At 71.2% G+C, this 16,112-nt stretch carries 13 protein-coding genes; 4 read left to right on the forward strand and 9 right to left on the reverse strand.

Features of this window, described 5'->3' with window-relative positions:
* Nucleotide 1 precedes the first annotated feature (1 nt).
* Complete coding sequence (locus tag H6G99_RS01325) at nt 2–1,663, reverse strand: DUF3370 family protein (protein ID WP_190609411.1); 1,662 nt, start codon at nt 1,661–1,663, stop codon at nt 2–4.
* 143 nt (nt 1,664–1,806) lie between these two features.
* Between H6G99_RS01325 and H6G99_RS01330 the strand changes: the two genes are divergently transcribed.
* Nucleotides 1,807–1,998 carry a sigma factor SigF gene (locus H6G99_RS01330; protein ID WP_094584563.1) on the forward strand — a complete coding sequence of 64 codons (192 nt, stop codon included), beginning with the start codon at nt 1,807–1,809 and terminating at the stop codon, nt 1,996–1,998.
* Here H6G99_RS01330 and H6G99_RS01335 read toward each other — a convergent pair.
* The 4 genes from H6G99_RS01335 to H6G99_RS01350 form a co-directional block, all read right to left on the reverse strand.
* Nucleotides 1,946–2,710 (reverse strand): sigma-70 family RNA polymerase sigma factor, encoded by a 765-nt coding sequence (locus tag H6G99_RS01335; protein ID WP_190609413.1) that lies wholly within the window; start codon nt 2,708–2,710, stop codon nt 1,946–1,948. The genes H6G99_RS01330 and H6G99_RS01335 overlap by 53 nt on opposite strands.
* A gap of 169 nt (nt 2,711–2,879) precedes the next feature.
* Nucleotides 2,880–3,710 (reverse strand): ATP adenylyltransferase family protein, encoded by an 831-nt coding sequence (locus H6G99_RS01340; RefSeq protein ID WP_190609415.1) that lies wholly within the window; start codon nt 3,708–3,710, stop codon nt 2,880–2,882.
* Entirely contained in the window at nt 3,700–4,749 is a 1,050-nt protein-coding gene (locus tag H6G99_RS16265; protein WP_353617142.1) for a SpoIID/LytB domain-containing protein, read from the reverse strand. Before H6G99_RS16265 ends, H6G99_RS01340 begins: the two co-directional genes overlap by 11 nt.
* 117 nt (nt 4,750–4,866) lie before the next feature.
* Nucleotides 4,867–5,787: an NAD(P)H-dependent glycerol-3-phosphate dehydrogenase gene (locus tag H6G99_RS01350; RefSeq protein ID WP_190609417.1), complete on the reverse strand. Its 921-nt coding sequence runs from the start codon at nt 5,785–5,787 to the stop codon at nt 4,867–4,869.
* A 63-nt stretch (nt 5,788–5,850) separates the two neighbouring features.
* Here H6G99_RS01350 and H6G99_RS01355 point away from each other — a divergent pair, with 63 nt between their 5' ends.
* On the forward strand, nt 5,851–6,579 hold the full coding sequence (locus H6G99_RS01355) for an SDR family NAD(P)-dependent oxidoreductase (protein WP_190609419.1): 729 nt from the start codon (nt 5,851–5,853) through the stop codon (nt 6,577–6,579).
* A 22-nt stretch (nt 6,580–6,601) separates the two neighbouring features.
* Here H6G99_RS01355 and H6G99_RS01360 read toward each other — a convergent pair whose 3' ends face one another.
* On the reverse strand, nt 6,602–6,988 hold the full coding sequence (locus H6G99_RS01360; protein ID WP_190609421.1) for a DUF2237 family protein: 387 nt from the start codon (nt 6,986–6,988) through the stop codon (nt 6,602–6,604).
* 116 nt (nt 6,989–7,104) lie between these two features.
* Between H6G99_RS01360 and H6G99_RS01365 the strand changes: the two genes are divergently transcribed.
* A complete protein-coding gene (locus tag H6G99_RS01365) occupies nt 7,105–7,332 on the forward strand; it encodes a DUF8667 family protein (protein ID WP_015108208.1) in 228 nt (75 codons plus the stop codon).
* Between the two features lie 31 nt (nt 7,333–7,363).
* Here the strand turns inward: H6G99_RS01365 and H6G99_RS01370 are convergent, their stop codons facing one another.
* The 3 genes from H6G99_RS01370 to H6G99_RS01380 are packed head-to-tail and all read right to left on the reverse strand — an operon-like array spanning nt 7,364 to nt 12,281.
* Nucleotides 7,364–7,636, reverse strand: coding sequence for a small RNA NsiR4-regulated ssr1528 family protein (locus H6G99_RS01370; RefSeq protein WP_094584569.1), 273 nt, complete (start codon nt 7,634–7,636; stop codon nt 7,364–7,366).
* A gap of 50 nt (nt 7,637–7,686) precedes the next feature.
* On the reverse strand, nt 7,687–11,364 hold the full coding sequence (metH, locus tag H6G99_RS01375) for a methionine synthase (RefSeq protein ID WP_190609423.1): 3,678 nt from the start codon (nt 11,362–11,364) through the stop codon (nt 7,687–7,689).
* A complete protein-coding gene (locus H6G99_RS01380) occupies nt 11,364–12,281 on the reverse strand; it encodes a branched-chain amino acid transaminase (RefSeq protein WP_094584571.1) in 918 nt (305 codons plus the stop codon). The genes metH and H6G99_RS01380 overlap by 1 nt, the downstream gene beginning before the upstream one ends.
* A gap of 53 nt (nt 12,282–12,334) precedes the next feature.
* Between H6G99_RS01380 and cobN the strand changes: the two genes are divergently transcribed.
* A complete protein-coding gene (cobN, locus tag H6G99_RS01385; RefSeq protein ID WP_190609425.1) occupies nt 12,335–16,102 on the forward strand; it encodes a cobaltochelatase subunit CobN in 3,768 nt (1,255 codons plus the stop codon).
* Nucleotides 16,103–16,112: the final 10 nt, after the last annotated feature.

Consider the following 16,112-nt stretch of genomic DNA (forward strand, 5'->3'; position numbering starts at 1 on the left):
GTCAGGGTCCCCGCTGGTCCCGCAGGAACTGTTGCTGGGCCTCCACGGCCTCCCGGTAGCGATCGACCAGCGATCCGCCGCCCGCGGCGGTGCCGGAGCGGCTGCGCATCGGCGTGATCATGGGGGACGGGGCCAGGACGCCCCGGTTGGTTGAGGGCAGCGGCGGTGGCGGCGTCAGCCAACCGGGGGCCGGCGCCGGACGGAGCATCTGGGACGGCGGCACCAGGGGACCGGTGCCGCCCACCGTCGGCGTCGGGGTGATGGTGGCGGCCGGCGGCAGGACGGTGAGCGCCGGAGGGGCGACGGGCGGCGGGGCCGGCCGGACGGTGGCACCGGCCCGGGCCAGTTCCAGCTGCCGTTCCCGCTCCTGGACCATGGCCAGCTGGCTGGCGCTCACCACGCTCAGCAGGTGGCCAGGGGTGGCATCGGCCGGGTAGACGAGGCTGACCCGCACGGGGTTCACGACCCCTGGGGTGAGATCGATCTGGCCCAGGGACAGGCTCTGCCCCGAGCGCAGCCCCACATGCACCTCCCGCAGGCCGGCGGGGGTCTGGATCTGGATGGAGCCCCGGAAGGCCGTGAAGGGCTGGCCGCCGATCAGGGTGGGGTGGCTCATCACCAGCTCGTAGGGGCCGTTGCCCTTGAGGTTCAGGTCGATGTCGAAGCGCACCCCGTAGGTGCCGACGTTGTCGAGGGACGAATCGACCATGCGGGTGGCTAGGGCGTTGACCTGCACGTCCCGGGTGCCGAAATGGTGCCGGTCGGTGCTGGTGAAGGGCACGTGCAGCGGCCCTTTGGCGTCGAGATCGTGGGTGATCGAGGCCTGGTACGCATCGCCAAGGGCCACGCCGCCCACCCGGGAGAAGATCCGCCGGTTGTGGATGTCGTTGATGCGACTCAGATAGACCCTCCCCGGGGCCAGGCGGCCCTCATCCAGCACCGCCAGCACCTGGCTGTAGGAGTCCTCCGCCTTGGCGGCCACCACGGCGATCTGGAAGGGGCCGTCACTGCGGCCGCGCAGCAGGGCGTTGGCGATCCCCAGGGCCGGCAGCTGGGTCTGGAAGAGCACGATGCGGCTGCGGGCCGGAATCGTGATCTCGTCGGTCAGGCGGCTGTCCAGCCGGCCGCGGAGCATCTGCACCGCGGTGGCGTCCCCGGGGCCGGTGTTCCAGGGCCGGGGACCGAGCGGCTTGACCCCCATCAGGTTGTTGGCCAGGTAGGGGGCCTCGAAGCTGTTGCGCACCGCCCCCTTGGAGAAGCGGATGTGGACAGGGCGCACACCCGGATTGATCAGGACCGCCGCCAGGGTGAGCTCCGCGCGGCGGCTGCCGGGGGCGATGGAGCGCCGGTTGGGTGGGAAGTACTTGTGGTGCAGGTGCATGCCGAATTCCCCGTTGAAGGTGTACTCGGCATTGCGCAGGGCCTGGCCCGTCTCGGCGGCATAGGCGTAGCCGGGCGCCGTGTTGATCAGGATCCCCGGCCCCTCCACCTCCTCCGGCTGGTTGGAGTGCAGCACCGGCACGCTGTTGAAGGTGCCGTTCAGGGGCCGGGCTTTCTGACCGGCCATCAGGGCCACGTAGGCGTGGGCGGGCTGTGCCAGCACCAGGCCCAGACCCAGCGTCAGCCAGACACCGATGGGACCAATGGAGGGGACTGATCTCAAATTGCGACAGGCTGGTGGTGTGGGTGGCCAGAGGACGGTAAGGCGGGATGCGACCGTCCCAACCGTTAGGGGGTGCGTGGACCTGGGCAGCCCCGGATGGAACGACGGGCTCGCTAGAACGGACCCACTCTGCAGATTTTGTCATGATTCCTCCCTTCGGGTACTGCTCCGGGTCGGAGTCCGGAGCCAGCGCCCTGCGGCGGTATCAGGAACGCAAGCTGCGCCTGCTCAGCTTCTGGCGCGATGGCATCGAGCGGCAGCTGGCCGCGATGAACGCCGCCATCAGCACCCTGGAACAGCAGATGCACCGCGATCAGGCCGATCCGCAGGGCTGAGCCCGCGGGCATCCAGCTCCAGTCGCAGCTGCTCCAGGCCTTTGTGCAGCAGGCGTTTCACCGTCATCGGGCTGACCTCCATCTGGCGCCCGAGGCGCCGGTAGCTCCAGCCCGCCAGAACCACCTGGCGCACCACCAGTTGCTGGCGGGGCTCCAGCAGGGCCAGCAGCATGGCCACCGAAGGACCCGGCTCCTCCTGGCGGCACGACTCACTGGCGGTGCTGGCGGCCACGGCCTCGACCAGTGCCGGATCGTCGAGGTTGGCGGGCCTGGCCAGCAGCCGCTGCACCTCCAGCCGGCGCCATTCCGTCGGGGTGACGCCCAGGGTCCGGCTCAGCTGGGTGATCGCCCGGCCGGGATCCTCCAGGAGGGCGGGGTGACGGCTGAGGCGGTTGAAGCGCTCCTGAAGCTCCGCCTGTCGGCGCGGCAGCCGCACGATCGGGGCGGCATCCCGCAGGTAATGGAGGATCGCTCCGCGGATGTGGGGCCGGGCGAAGGCCTCGAACGGGGTTCGGCGATCCTCCGTGTAGAGCTCGGCGGCCCGGATCAGGCCCATCAGGCCCACCTGGAGCAGATCCTCGAAGGATTCACGGCTGCAGCGGGCGTAGTGCAGCGCCAGGGGGCGGACCACGGCCCGGTACTGCTCCACGCGCCGGTTGCGGCGTGCGGCGCTGGAGGGAAGGGTCTGGCGGCTGGAGGGGGAAGGGGCCATGGTCGTGGGGCCTGGGGCGTCGGCGATGTCGTGGAAGCAGGGCGTGCCGCGGCGCCATTGACGGCTGGCGGTGCGCTCTTTTTCCAGAGAGGGCCAGGAGGACCGGAACGCACAACCGTGGAACCACGGAAGTTTCCCGATCCAGGACCCGGCCCCCGGATGCGAAGCCTCAGGCCCGGGGGGCCGCCACGTGCTTCAGCAGGGCCCAGGGACCGTGGCGTTCCAGCCAGCCCCTGTCGGAGCCCTTGGTGATCAGCAGGAAGCCTGCGAAGCCCAGGGCGTTGACGCTGAATCCGGCCCCGTGCTCCCGCACCCGGCGCACGGTGAGGAACCAGTCGTCGTCGAACAGCAGGTTGTAGGGGTGCAGGGGCTCGCCGTCGCGGCCCGGTTCCCCCAGCTCCAGGTCACGGGCATGGGCGTGGTACAGGCCCTCGAGATCGGACCCACCCAGCGGATCGCTGCGCCGGCTGAGGCGGTAGGCCCAGCTCCAGGCGTGCTCCCCCGTCTCCAGCTGCTCCAGGAACAGCGGCGCCAGGGGGCAGCTGGGCTCGCCGGGCCGGCGTGGCAGCAGCTGCAGATGGCGATGGGGCTGGCTGGCGCCGGAGCGGGCGCCGCTGTTGAAGAACCACAGGCCGCCGGTGTCCTGGCCCACCTGCGCCACTGCCTGCCAGTCGGAGGTCTCGATCCAGCCGCCCTGGGGGCGCCAGTCACGGGTGATCACCAGCAGGTGGGCCTCCTGCACCGGGTATTTGTTCAGCAGCAGCACGTGGGCTGGCTCGAGCAGGTCCACCTGCAGGGGCCTGTCCCAGGGCAGGAAGGGATTGGGCCGGGGCCCTCCCTGGCGCAGGTGCCGGGGCGTGCAGGACAGCAGCTCGCGGAGAACGAAAGGCTCCATGCCGGGGTCCGGCAGGATGCGCGTGTCGAGGGGCACCAGGGCTCCCTGGCGGCGGGCCAGCTCCGAGACCTCACGGGCCCGTTGCCAATGGCGCTCAGCTCGCACCGGCCTGCAGTCGGGCCAGGGAGGCGCCCCGGTAGTAGCGCCCGAGGATCTCGTTGTACCGCAGGCCCTGCTCCGCCAGATCCTGGGCGCCGTGCTGGCTCATGCTGGCCCCCAGGTGACCGTGGGCCTCCTGGGTGATGCGGGTGGTGGCTGCATAGAGGCTTTCAACGATGCCCCCCTGGTAGCTGAGGATCACCCCGGAGGTGCTGGCGGTGGCCTGGCGGGTGCGGGCGGTGACGCTGCCCAGGCCCCGGTAGGCCTGCCAGCGGGTGGTGTCGCCCAGGTGCCAGTGGGCACTGGCCGGACGGGCCATGTGGGCCATGGCGTAGGACCGGGCCGCCACGGCCTGGGCCTTGAGGGCCTCCATGTTCCAGCTGCTAGGCATTTCGGCACCCACCACCGAGCTGATGTAGCGCTCCAGGGAGACGTGGTTCACGACCTGGAGGCCCTGGGATCCGCGCAGCACCCTCAGGCGGCCTTCGTAGGGGCGCCCGTCCACCTGCAGGACATGGTCGGACCCCGTCTCCATCCAGACCTCGGCCCGTCCGGCCATGGCCGCCGCCAGGTCAGGCGCGTCAGCGGGGCCGCCCTCCTGAACGGGGCGTCCGTCCCGGTCCACCAGTCGCCAGTAGCCGCTGGCGCCGAGCCGGGGGGAGGGGGAGGCGCCCAGCAGGGCCACCCGGATCTCGAGGGGGACCTCCGCCCCGGCCTCCGGTTCCACCAGCGCCGGGTCGGGATGGCTGAGGCTGGTGCGCTGGGCCTGCAGGGAGGCCGCCGCCAGCAGATCCTTGTCGGGGGCTTCGCTGGGGTCCGCGGCCTGCTGGGAGACCTCCCGGGGCTGGGCGATCAGGGCTTCGAGGAGATCGGGATCCGAGCGGGAGGCCCCCGCCGGGATCAGCTCCTGGGCGGCGAAACCGGCCCCCACCGCCACGACGGCCAAGGGGGCGGTGAGAAGGATCGGATGGCGGCGGCAACCGTGGAGCAGGCGCCGGCCCGTGGCCCGGAGGGCGGCGATGGCGGCCTTGACGTGCCGGCTCACGGCAAGGATTCACAAAGGATTGAGAGGATCATGCCGGAGAATCCGGCTCCGTCGCCGCCCGGCGCAGGACGGTCGCCCCATTGCACCGTGCCGCCACACCGGGACAGTCGTCTCGGCTCAGGGCGCCGCTTCGGCCCGCAGGTCGCGCTGCATCAGCTCCTGGACGGCCTGGCGGGCCTCCAGCTCGCCCGCCAGCAGGCGCACCACCTGGCCGCAGATGGGCAGTTGCCAGCCCTCCCTTTCGGCCAGGGCCAGGGTGGCGCGGGCGGTGCGGGGCCCCTCCACGGTGGCGCCGATCCGGCCGAGGGCGGTGGCTTCGTCACAGCCCTCGGCCAGCAGGCTGCCGAAGCGGTAGTTGCGGCTGAGGCTGCTGTTGGCCGTGGCCAGCAGGTCCCCCAGGCCGGCCAGGCCGTAGAGGGTGGTCGACTGGCCGCCGAGGGCCTGGAGCACGACGGCGATCTCCGCCAGGCCCCGGCACAGCAGCGAGGCCTTGGCGTTCGCCCCCAGGCCCAGGCCGTCACTGATGCCGGCCGCCAGGGCGATGACATTCTTGAGGGCCCCTGCCGCCTCGGTGCCGATGGGGTCGGCATTCGTGTACAGCCGCAGGTGTGGGGTCCGCAGCTGTTCCTGCAGCCGGCGGGCCAGCCCGGGGTCGTCGCTGCTGAGCACACTGGCCGCCGGCAGGCCCCGGTCGAGTTCCTCCGCCAGATTCGGGCCGCTCAGCACCGCCAGCGGCACCGCCGGCAGGTGGCGCCGCCAGAGCTGACTGGCCGTGCAGAGGCTGTCCAGATCGATGCCCTTGCTGCAGCTCAGCAGCGGCAGGCCCTCCGGCCAGCGCCCCTGTAGGCCCAGGCCCAGGGGGGCGACCCCCACCATCGACACGGCCACCACCACCAGGTCGCAGTCCTGCAACACGGCCGCCGGGTCTGACCCATCCCGGCGCGACCAGCTGCTCAGATGGTGACCCTGGCGCTCCCAGAGCCGCAGCAACGTGCCGCCCCAGGCACCCCGACCCAGCACGGTGATGCGCAGACTCATGGACTGACGCGCGGGGCGGTTCCCCGGAAGGAACCGCCATCATGCGCCATCCCCGTGTCCGCCATGCCGACCCCCACCAACCCCTACTGGCAGGACTGGGAAGGTCAGGCCCTGATCGTGGGCCCGGGGGGCATCGGCCTGGCGCTGGCGGCCGAGCTGGCCCGGCGGGCGCCCGGGCTGCGGATCCGCACCGCCGGCCGCCGTGGGGCGGAGATCCCGCTCGATCTCGCCGATGACCCGAGCCTGGCCGCGCTGGCTGCCCGTGCCGCCGGTGAGCTCGCGCCCCTCCGGGTCGTCATCAACACCGCCGGGCTGCTGCACGACGGCCCCATGCAGCCGGAGAAGCGCCTCTCCCAGGTGAACCGCCAGGCCCTGGAGCGCAGCTTCGCCGTCAACGCCTTCGGCCCCCTGTTGCTGGCCCAGGCGATCGAAGCCGCCCTGCCAAGGGACCTCCCGGTGCATTTCGCCAGCCTTTCGGCCCGGGTGGGCAGCATCGGCGACAACCGCCTCGGCGGCTGGTACGCCTATCGGGCGGCCAAGGCGGCCCAGAACCAGCTGTTGCGCACCCTGGCGATCGAATGGCAGCGCCGGCTCCCTTTGGCCTGCGTGACCCTGCTCCATCCCGGCACCACCGCCACCCCGCTCTCGGCCCCCTTCGGCCGCTCCGTGCCTCCCACGGCCCTGTTCAGCCCGGAGCGGGCCGCCTCTCACCTGCTCGATGTGCTGGAGGGCCAGACGGCCGGCGGCAGCGGTGCCTTCCTCGCCTGGGACGGCTCGCCGGTGCCCTGGTGAGGCGAGGGATGCAGGGCGCCGCTCAGGCGGCGTGGCTGCGCAGGACCTCCAGGGGGATCACCTCGAGGGTGGAGAAGGCGGAGCTCTCCAGCCGCACCGGCGGGGCCATGCCGTCCTCATAGGCCTCCAGCCAGCGGGCGGCGCAGACGCACCAGTGGTCGCCGGGGCGCAGGCCGGGGAAGTTGTAGGCGGGCATCGGTGTCGACAGGTCGTTGCCCTGGGCGCGGCTGTAGCTCAGAAACGACTCGTTCACCACGCAGCAGACCGTGTGACGGCCGAAATCACCGGGATCGGCATGGCAGTAGCCATCCCTGAACCAACCGGTGAGCGGCGCACACCCGCACTCCTGCAGTGGTTCTCCCAGCACATTGCGGCTTTCGGCAGGGGGCTGCAGGGGGGAGGCGACCAAGGCCGGGGCGGTGCAGGAACGGGGAGAGTCTGACGGAGGACTGGCACAATTTGCCCCCAGGAGGTTGACGAATTCCGGGGGAGAGGGGTTAAAGGTCTTTCAGCACGACCCCCTTCATGAGCTGGGATTTCACCGAGGATGCGGCCTTCCTGGCCCTCTGCGACGCCTACAAGGAAAGCGGTGAGCCCTCCGCCATGGAGTTTCTGGCCCATGGCGAGGGTGCCTTCCACTTCCAGGAGCTCACCCAGAACGCCGCCGGTGAGGGGATCGACCTGAGCGACTCCGACGCTCTCGATGCCTTCCAGCAGGACGTGATCGACAGCCTGGAGGAGCTCTGCAGCTGAGCCCCTCCGGCGCTGGGTCCGTCGGGAGGGCTCAGCCGTAGAAGAAGGCGATCTCCTTGTCCTTGAGGCCCTCCCAGCCGGCTTCCCGCAGGCGCTGGTCGAGGGTGAGCCGATCGAGATGCTTGGCTCCGGTGCGGACGATGCGGTTGCGCATCGACTTCTTCACCCCGCTGCGGGCCCGGCGGCTCTCCAGTTCCATCACTTCGCCGTAGAGGGCAAGCATGGCGGCCGGGATCGGGGAGCCGTCCAGATCCACGCCCGCGGCGATGGCGTCATCAACGCCGCCGGGTCCTGCGATGGCCATGGCCAGGGATGCGAAGGGTGAGCAAAGCCTGCCATGGCCAGGGGCCGGCCTCAGGCGCTGAAATACCTGGCCTGGCTGTGCAGGGCCACCAGGGCGGTGGTGCTCTGCTCCGGCTCCAGCTGGTCGCTCTCGTCCATCGTCAGGCCGATGCGGTCGGTGCCCAGCCAGGCGAGCTGCTGGCGGGAGTCAGCCACATTGGGGCAGGCGGGGTAGCCGAAGGAGTAGCGGCTGCCCCGGTAGCGCTGGGCCAGCACGTCCCGCAGGGCGGCCGGCTCGCCGGCGGCGAACCCCATCTCCCGGCGGATGCGGGCGTGGGTCCATTCGGCCAGGGCCTCGGCCATCTGGACCGCCAGGCCATGGAAATAGAGGTAGTCGCTGTAGCGGTCGGCCCGGAAGAGCTCCTGGGCGAACCTGGTGGCCCCCTCGCCCATGGTGACCGCCTGCATGGGCAGCACGTCGCTCGGCCGCAGGGCGCCGTCCGGGCCCGCTTCCAGGTCGCGGTAGAAGTCGGCGATGCAGTAGCGGTTGCCGCTGCGCTGGCGCGGCAGGGCGAAGCGCCCCAGCTCGCCGCCGCCGCTGGCGGGCGCTGCCCCATCGGCCATCGCTCCGGGATCGAACACCACCAGGGAGTTGCCGGCGCGGCCGCAGGGGAAGTAGCCATAGGCCACCCGGGGGGTGAGCAGACCCTCCTGGCGGCAGCGTCCGAGCCATTCCTGCAGCACCGGCTCCGCCGTCTCGGCGAGCATGGCCTCGTAGTCCTCCCGGCTCTGCTGCTGGGTCTTGCGCAGCTGCCACTGGCCGGCGAAGAGGGCGTTGCGATCCAGGTAGGCGAACACCTCGTCGAGGTCGATCTCCGCCTCGGTGAGCACCCGGGTGCCCCAGAACGGGGGCGCGATGGCCGGCTCGGCCGGCACCGCCGCGGAGCGCTCGTCGCTGCCCGCCACCACAGGCTCGACCGGTGCCGGAGTCTCCCCAGGCTCGGCGGGCGCCTCGCCCGAATCGGCGGGCGTCGCGGAAGCTGCGTTCTCGCCCAGCCCCAGGCCCTCGGGAGCGCCGTCGAGGAAACCCTGGAGGTCGTCCCAGCGGCCGGCCGCCTTGGCGTCCATCAGGGCGTCCATGAAGCGCAGGTCGGCGAAGGCGTCCCGGCCGTAGATCACCTGGCCCCGGTAGGCCGCTCGGCAGTCGCCGTTGACGAACCGCGGCGTCAGCGCCGCCCCGCCGAGGATGACGGGAACGGAGATGCCGACCTCATTGAACGTTTCGAGGTTGTCCTTCATGAAGGCGGTGGATTTCACCAGCAGGCCGCTCATGGCGATGCAGTCGGCGCCGTGCTGGCGCTGGGCCTCGACAATCGCGTCGACGCTCTGCTTGATCCCCAGATTCACCACCTCATAGCCATTGTTGGTGAGGATGATGTCCACCAGGTTCTTGCCGATATCGTGAACGTCGCCCTTGACGGTGGCGATCAGGAACTTGCCCTTGCTGCTGGATTCACCTTCCTTGCGCTCCATGTGAGGCTCGAGAAAGGCGACGGCCGCCTTCATGGTTTCGGCGCTCTGCAGCACGAAGGGCAGCTGCATCTGGCCCGAGCCGAACAGTTCGCCCACCACCTTCATGCCATCCAGCAGGAAGGTGTTGATGATCTTCAGCGGTGGATGCTCCGCCAGGGCCTCCTGCAGGGCAGCCTCCAGGCCGATGCGCTCCCCGTCGATGATGTGCTGCTTGAGCCGCTCCTCCAGGGGCAGATCGGCCAGCGAAGGCCCTGAGGCCCGGGCCTCCTTGGCGCTGACGCCCTCAAACTCGGTGGTCAGCAGGGTGAGGGGATCGTGGACACAGATGCCGTCCTCGAACCGCCGCCGGTCGTGGATCAGATCGCGGCAGATCAGCTGATGCTCCTCGCTGATCTTCGCCAGGGGGAGAATCTTCGCCGGGCTGACGATCGCCGCATCCATGCCGGCGGCGCAGCAGTCGTGCAGGAACACCGAGTTGAGCACGATGCGGGCGGCCGGGGACAGCCCGAAGCTGACGTTGCTGACCCCCAGCACCACATGGACACCCGGAAGATCCTGGCGGATGCGGCGGATGGCCTCGATCGTGGCCGCCGCGTTGGCCCGGTCCTCCTCGATGCCGGTGGAGATGGGCAGGGCGAGCGGGTCGTAGAAGATCTCGTGGGCCGGCAGGCCGAACTCGAGCGCATCCCGGTAGGCCCGCTGGGCGATGGCGAACTTGCGCTCGGCGGTGCGAGCCATGCCCTCCTCGTCGATCGTGCCCACCACCACGCCGGCGCCGTAGTCACGGGCCAGTTCGAGCACCTTGAAGAAGCGCTCGTCGCCGTCCTCGTAGTTGGTGGAATTGAGGATGCACTTGCCTCCGGCCACCTTGAGGCCGGCCTCCATCTTCTGCCACTCGGTGGAATCGAGCATCAGCGGCAGGTTCACGTTGGTGACCAGGCGGCTCACCAGATCGTGCATGTCCTTCACCCCATCACGCCCCACGTAGTCGACGTTCACATCGAGCACGTGGGCGTTCTCCTTCACCTGGCCCCGGGCCACTGCCACCAGGCCATCCCAGTCCTCGGCGTTGAGCAGCTCGCGCACCTTCTTCGAGCCGCTGGCATTGAGCCGCTCGCCGATGATCAGGAAGGAGTTGTCCTGGAAGTAGGGGGTGACGCCATAGATCGACGCCACCGCCGGCTCGTAGTGGAGCGGCGGCCGCTCCAGCCGCTGCCGGGGCTGCCGCACCTCGCGGGGGGCGGGCTTCAGGCCGGCGGCGAGGTCCGCCAGGGCGCCGATATGGGCGGGGGTGGTGCCGCAGCAGCCACCGATCACCTGGACCCCCAGATCCTCGACGAAGTGCATCAGCTGCATCCGCATCTCGGTGGGGGTGAGCCGGTAGTGGGCCACCCCGCCGATGTTCTCCGGCAGCCCCGCGTTGGGGATGCAGCTCACAACGAAGGGGCTGTGCTGGCTCAGATAGCGGATGTGCTCCTTCATCTGCTCCGGGCCGGTGGCGCAGTTGAGGCCGAGCACGTCGATCGGGAAGGGCTCCAGAATCGCCACCACGGCGGCGATGTCGGAGCCGACCAGCATGGTGCCGGTGGTTTCCATGGTCACCGAGACCATCAGGGGCCGCCGCTCTCCTGCGGCGCTGAAGGCCTCCTCGATGCCCTGCAGGGCCGCCTTGATCTGCAGCACGTCCTGGCAGGTCTCGACGATGAACAGGTCGACGTCCCCGGCGATCAGGCCGGCGGCCTGCTCCCGGAACGAGGCCTTCATCGTGTCGAAGTCGATGTGGCCGAGGGTGGGCAGCTTGGTGGTGGGCCCCATCGAGCCGGCCACGAACCGGGGCTTGTCGGGGGTGCTGTAGGCGGCGGCCATCTCGCGGGCCAGTTCGGCGGCCCGGCGGTTGATGGCGAAGGCCTGGTCCTCCAGTCCGTATTCGGCCAGCACGATCGAGGCGGCCCCGAAGGTGTCCGTCTCGATCACGTCGCAACCCACCTCCAGGAACTGGCGGTGCACCGCCTGGACCGCATCGGGCCGGGTGAAGACCAGGTTCTCGTTGCAGCCCTCCAGGGCCGTACCACCGAAATCCTCCGCCGTCAGGTTCATCTCCTGCAGGGAGGTGCCCGTGGCGCCGTCGAAGACGAGCACCGGCCGGGTCGGACCGTGCAGCCAGTCGAGGAAGCCGATGCGGTCGGTGGGGTGGTGGATGGCGGCGGTGACGACCATCAGGCGTCGATGCGGATGCGGGTGACCCAGTGGTCATAGGAGGGATCGCGGCCCTCCGTGATCGCCGTGAGGCGGTCGCGCAGACGCTCCATCACGGGCCGGTGGCTGGAGAGGTCGGTGGATTCGATCCGGCGCACCGGGGTGACGCGGGCGGCGGTGCCGCTGAGGAACACCTCGTCGGCGATCATCAGTTCGGTCTTGTCGACGGCCCGCTCGAGCACGGGGATGTCCATCGAGCGTGCCAGCTCCATGATGCTGGCCCGGGTGATGCCTTCGAGGATGTCCTGATCGACCCCCGGGGTGATCAGCACGCCGTCCCGGACGATGAACAGGTTCATGCCGCTGGCCTCGCTCACCTTGCCGCGGCTGTTGAGCAGCAGGGCCTCATCGAAGCCGCTCTTGACGGCTTCCGTCTTGGCCAGCGAACTGGTGATGTAGGCGCCGCTGATCTTGCCCCTCAGGGGCAGGGAGCGGTCCTCCTGGCGGCACCAGCTGCTGATCCGGCAGCTGACACCCTCGGGGGAGAGATAGTCGCCCATCTCGATCCCGTAGATGAGGAAATCGGTCTGGATGTTGTGGAGCCGCGGTGCGATGCCGAGATCGCTGGTGTAGACGAACGGCCGCAGGTAGATCGGGCAGGTGGGCCGGTTGGCCTGCAGAAAGGCATGGATGGCGTTATGGATCGTCTCCTCCGGCAGTTCCGTCAGCAGCAGCCGGGCGCTCTGGCTGAGGCGACGGGCATGGCGATCGGCACGGAACAGCAGGATCTCGTTGTTGTCGGCGGGGTTGGGGAGGGCTCGCATGCCGCCGAAGGCGCCCGTGCCGTAATGCAGCGCATGGGTGGCCACCGAGAGGGTGGCCTCGGCAAAGGGGACGCATTGTCCGCCGAACCAGGCATAGGGCAGGAACTGGTGCATGGAAGGCGGTGGCGACGATGCGATCTTCTCATCGCGTTCGGCAGGATGGGGTGATGCATCGACTCGCGTCCATCGCCGGGGACAGGACGGAGGACGACGGCGGCCTCTTCGTGGAGCAGCCACCGGCCCCGGTGGTGCTGCTCAGCAGTGCCGACACGGACCTGCTGGCGGTGGCCCAGCTGCTCGAGGCCGAGCCGGACCTGCTGCCCGGGGAGCTGCGGGCCCTCAACCTCTCGGCCCTGCAGCACCCGGCGGTGATCGACCACTACGTGGCCAGCAGCCTCGCCAGCACCAGGCTGGTGGTGGTGCGGCTGCTGGGGGGACGCGGCCACTGGAGCTATGGGCTGGAGTGCCTGCGCCAGTGGGCCGGCGCCGCGGCAGGCCGCCAGCTGCTGGTGCTGGCCGGCACCGCCGAGGAGGAGCAGGCCCTGGCCTGCCTCGGCAACCTCGACGGGCCCCTGGCGTCGGCCTGCGCGGCCTGCCTGCGGGAGGGGGGGCCGGCCAACCTGCGCCTGCTGCTGCGGACCCTGGCCGCCCTCCTGGCCGGGGAGCGTCCCGAGCCGCCGTGGCCCGTACCGGCCGCCGATCCCCTCCCCCATGACTGGCGCGACGAGCCCGGCTCCCGGGCGGGGGTGATCCTCTACCGGGCCCTCTGGCAGGCGGGGGATCTGGCCCTGATGGAGGCGCTGCTGGCGGCCCTGCGCGGCCGGGGGCTGGCGCCGCGGGCCCTGTGGGTGAGCAGCCTGCGCGATGGGGCCGTGCAGCGGGGGGTGGCCGATCTGCTGGCCCGGGAGGGGGCGGAGGCCGTGCTCTGCGGCACGGGCTTCGCCTCGGTGTCGTTCGAGGAGGCGGGGCTGGGGGCGCCCCTGTGGGAACGGTTGGGGGTGCCGGTGCTGCAGGTGCTCTGCAGCGGCCGCAGCCGCGAAGCCTGGCGCGCCAGCAGCATCGGCCTAGCACCGATGGACCTCAGCCTCCAGGTGGCCCTGCCGGAGCTGGACGGACGCCTCACCACCCGGGTGGGGGCCTTCAAGGAATGGAGCGCCACCAGCGACAGCCTGGCCACGGCCCTGCACCGCTATGTGCCCGACCGGGAGCGCCTCGACTGGGTCGCCCGCCTCACCGGCGCCTGGATCGACCTGCGCCGCACGCCGGCCGCCGGGCGTCGGGTGGCCCTGGTGCTGGCCAACTACCCCAACCGCAACAGCCGCCTGGCCAACGGCGTCGGCCTCGACACCCCGGCCAGTGCCGCCCTGATGCTCGGCTGGCTGGCGGAGGCCGGCTACGACCTGGGGGCGTCGGCTGCTCTGCCGGCCGATGGCGATGCCCTCATCCACCGGCTGCTGGAGGGCCGCAGCAACGACCCGGAAAGCGGCCATCGCCCGCCCCTCGACCACCTGCCCCTGGACACCTACCGGGCCTGGTACGCCACCCTGCCGTTGGAGGGGCGCCAGCGGCTGGAGGCGGTCTGGGGGCCGCCCGACACTGACGCGGGACTGGAACCGGTGGCTCTGGCGGATGGGAGCACCGGCCGGGCGTTCCCGGTGCGCGGGCTGCGCTTCGGCCGGGTGCTCGTGCTCATCCAGCCGGAGCGCGGCTACGACCGTGATCCCAGCCTCAGTTACCACAGTCCCGATCTGCCCCCCACCCACGCCTACCTGGCCCAGTACCTCTGGCTGCGCCAGAGCTTCGGCGCCCAGGTGGTGGTGCATGTGGGCAAGCACGGCAACCTGGAATGGCTGCCGGGCAAGGGGCTGGGGCTGTCGCAGGACTGCTTCCCCGAATGGGCCCTGGGGCCCCTGCCCCATCTCTATCCCTTCATCGTCAACGACCCGGGCGAGGGCAGCCAGGCCAAGCGCCGCGCCCAGGCCGTGATCCTCGACCACCTGACCCCGCCCCTGGGACGGGCCGGGCTGCATGGGGATCTGCAGGGCCTTGAGGCCCTGCTGGATGAGTACTGGGAGGCGCGCCAGCTGGGCAGCGCCCGGGCCCCGCTGCTGCGGGAGCGCCTCGGCCAGCGGCTGGAGGAGCTCCAGCTGCCCGCCACGGCCCTGCCGGATCTGGACGGCCAGCTGGAAGCCGCTGACGGCTACCTCTGTGAGCTGAAGGAGGCCCAGATCCGCCTTGGGCTGCACACCTTCGGCACCCTGCCGGCGCCGGCCAAGCTGGCCGAGCTGCTGCTGTGCCTGGCCCGCCCTCCCCAGGCGGGGGTGCCCGGGCTCACCCAGGCCCTCGCCCTCGATCTGGGGCTGGATCTGGACCCCTGGTCCGATCCCGAGGAGGCCCCCCTATCCGCCGGCGACCACGGGCGGCTCAGCCTCCTCAGGGCGAGTGGTCCCGTGCTGCGTCACATCGGCGACGGGGTGGCCTTTCTGGAGGCCCTCGCCCTGGACCTGGTGGAGGAGGTGCTGGGTGGAGCCCCCGGAACACCGACGGCTTCACCGGAGACGCCCGAGGGACCGGGGGCGGGGGCGGCTACCCAACGCGCCCTTGGCCACCTGCGCCGTGCCCTGCTGCCGCCCCTGCTGGCCTGCGGCGAGGCCGAGCGCCAGGCCCTGCTCACCGGCCTGGCCGGCGGCCGCATCGCCGCCGGGCCCTCGGGGGCGCCCACCCGCGGTCGGCCGGATCTGCTGCCGACGGGGCGCAACTTCTACAGCGTCGATCTGCGCGGCCTGCCGACGGAGGCCGCCTGGGACCTGGGGCGGCGCAGCGCCGAGCTGCTGCTGCAGCTCCATCTCCAGGAGGAGGGCGACGACCTGCGCACCCTGGCCCTCTCGGTGTGGGGCACCGCCACCATGCGCAACGGCGGCGAGGACATCGGCCAGGCCCTGGCCCTGATGGGGGTGCGGCCCGTCTGGGATGGCCCCACCCGCCGGCTGGTGGACGTGGAGGTGATCCCCCTGCGCCTGCTCGGCCGGCCGCGGGTGGACGTCACCCTGCGCATCTCCGGCCTGTTCCGCGATGCCTTCCCCCAGCTGGTGGGCTGGTTCAACCGGGCCACCCGCCTGGTGGCCGGCCTCGAAGAGGCCCCCGAAGACAACCCCCTGGCGGCCTCGGCCCGGCAGGAGGGCCATGGGGGTCGCATCTACGGCTCAGCGCCCGGCGCCTACGGGGCCGGGCTGCAGGGCCTGATCGACAGTGGCCACTGGGAGGAGCGCGGCGACCTCGGCGACGCCTTCCTCAACTGGAGCGCCTGGCGCTACGACGGTGATCCTGGCGATGCCGCCAGTGGTGGCGCCATCGAGGCCACGGCGGATCGGGCCGGCCTGGAACGGCGCCTGGCCCAGGTGCAGGTGGTGCTGCACAACCAGGACAACCGGGAGCACGACCTGCTCGATTCCGACGACTACTACCAGTTCCAGGGGGGCCTGAGCGCCGCCGCTGAAAAGCTCCAGGGACGGGCCCCGGCCCTCTGGTTCGGCGACCACTCCCGCAGCCAGCGGCCCCGGCTGCACCGGCTCGAGCGGGAATTCGACAAGGTGCTGCGCTCCCGGCTGCTCAATCCCCGCTGGATCGCCGCCATGCAGGAACACGGCTACAAGGGCGGCTTCGAGATGGCCGCCAGCCTCGATTACCTGTTCGCCTACGACGCCAGCACCGGGCGGGTCCCCGACTGGGGCTACGGCGCCATCAGCGCCGCCTGGCTGGAGGACGGGGCCGTGCGGGAGTTTCTGGGGCGCGCCAACCCCTGGGCCCTGCGGGACATGGCCGAACGGCTCCTGGAGGCGCACCACCGCGGCCTCTGGGACGGGGCCGATCCGGAGCGGCTGGAGCGGCTGCGGCAGCTGGTGCTGGAGAGCGAGAGCCTGGTGGAGCAGCGCTGAACCAGGCTCC

This window comes from Synechococcus sp. FACHB-909 (assembly GCF_014698945.1).
Classification (GTDB): domain Bacteria; phylum Cyanobacteriota; class Cyanobacteriia; order PCC-6307; family Cyanobiaceae; genus Cyanobium.

Coding starts and splice junctions, on each gene's coding strand:
- H6G99_RS01330 (WP_094584563.1), top strand. CDS start 1,807: ATGATTCCTCCCTTCGGGTACTGCTCCGGGTCGGAGTCCGGAGCCAGC.
- H6G99_RS01335 (WP_190609413.1), bottom strand. CDS start 2,710: ATGGCCCCTTCCCCCTCCAGCCGCCAGACCCTTCCCTCCAGCGCCGCA.
- H6G99_RS01350 (WP_190609417.1), bottom strand. CDS start 5,787: ATGAGTCTGCGCATCACCGTGCTGGGTCGGGGTGCCTGGGGCGGCACG.
- H6G99_RS01355 (WP_190609419.1), top strand. CDS start 5,851: ATGCCGACCCCCACCAACCCCTACTGGCAGGACTGGGAAGGTCAGGCC.
- H6G99_RS01365 (WP_015108208.1), top strand. CDS start 7,105: ATGAGCTGGGATTTCACCGAGGATGCGGCCTTCCTGGCCCTCTGCGAC.
- H6G99_RS01370 (WP_094584569.1), bottom strand. CDS start 7,636: ATGGCCATCGCAGGACCCGGCGGCGTTGATGACGCCATCGCCGCGGGC.
- metH (WP_190609423.1), bottom strand. CDS start 11,364: ATGGTCGTCACCGCCGCCATCCACCACCCCACCGACCGCATCGGCTTC.
- H6G99_RS01380 (WP_094584571.1), bottom strand. CDS start 12,281: ATGCACCAGTTCCTGCCCTATGCCTGGTTCGGCGGACAATGCGTCCCC.
- cobN (WP_190609425.1), top strand. CDS start 12,335: ATGCATCGACTCGCGTCCATCGCCGGGGACAGGACGGAGGACGACGGC.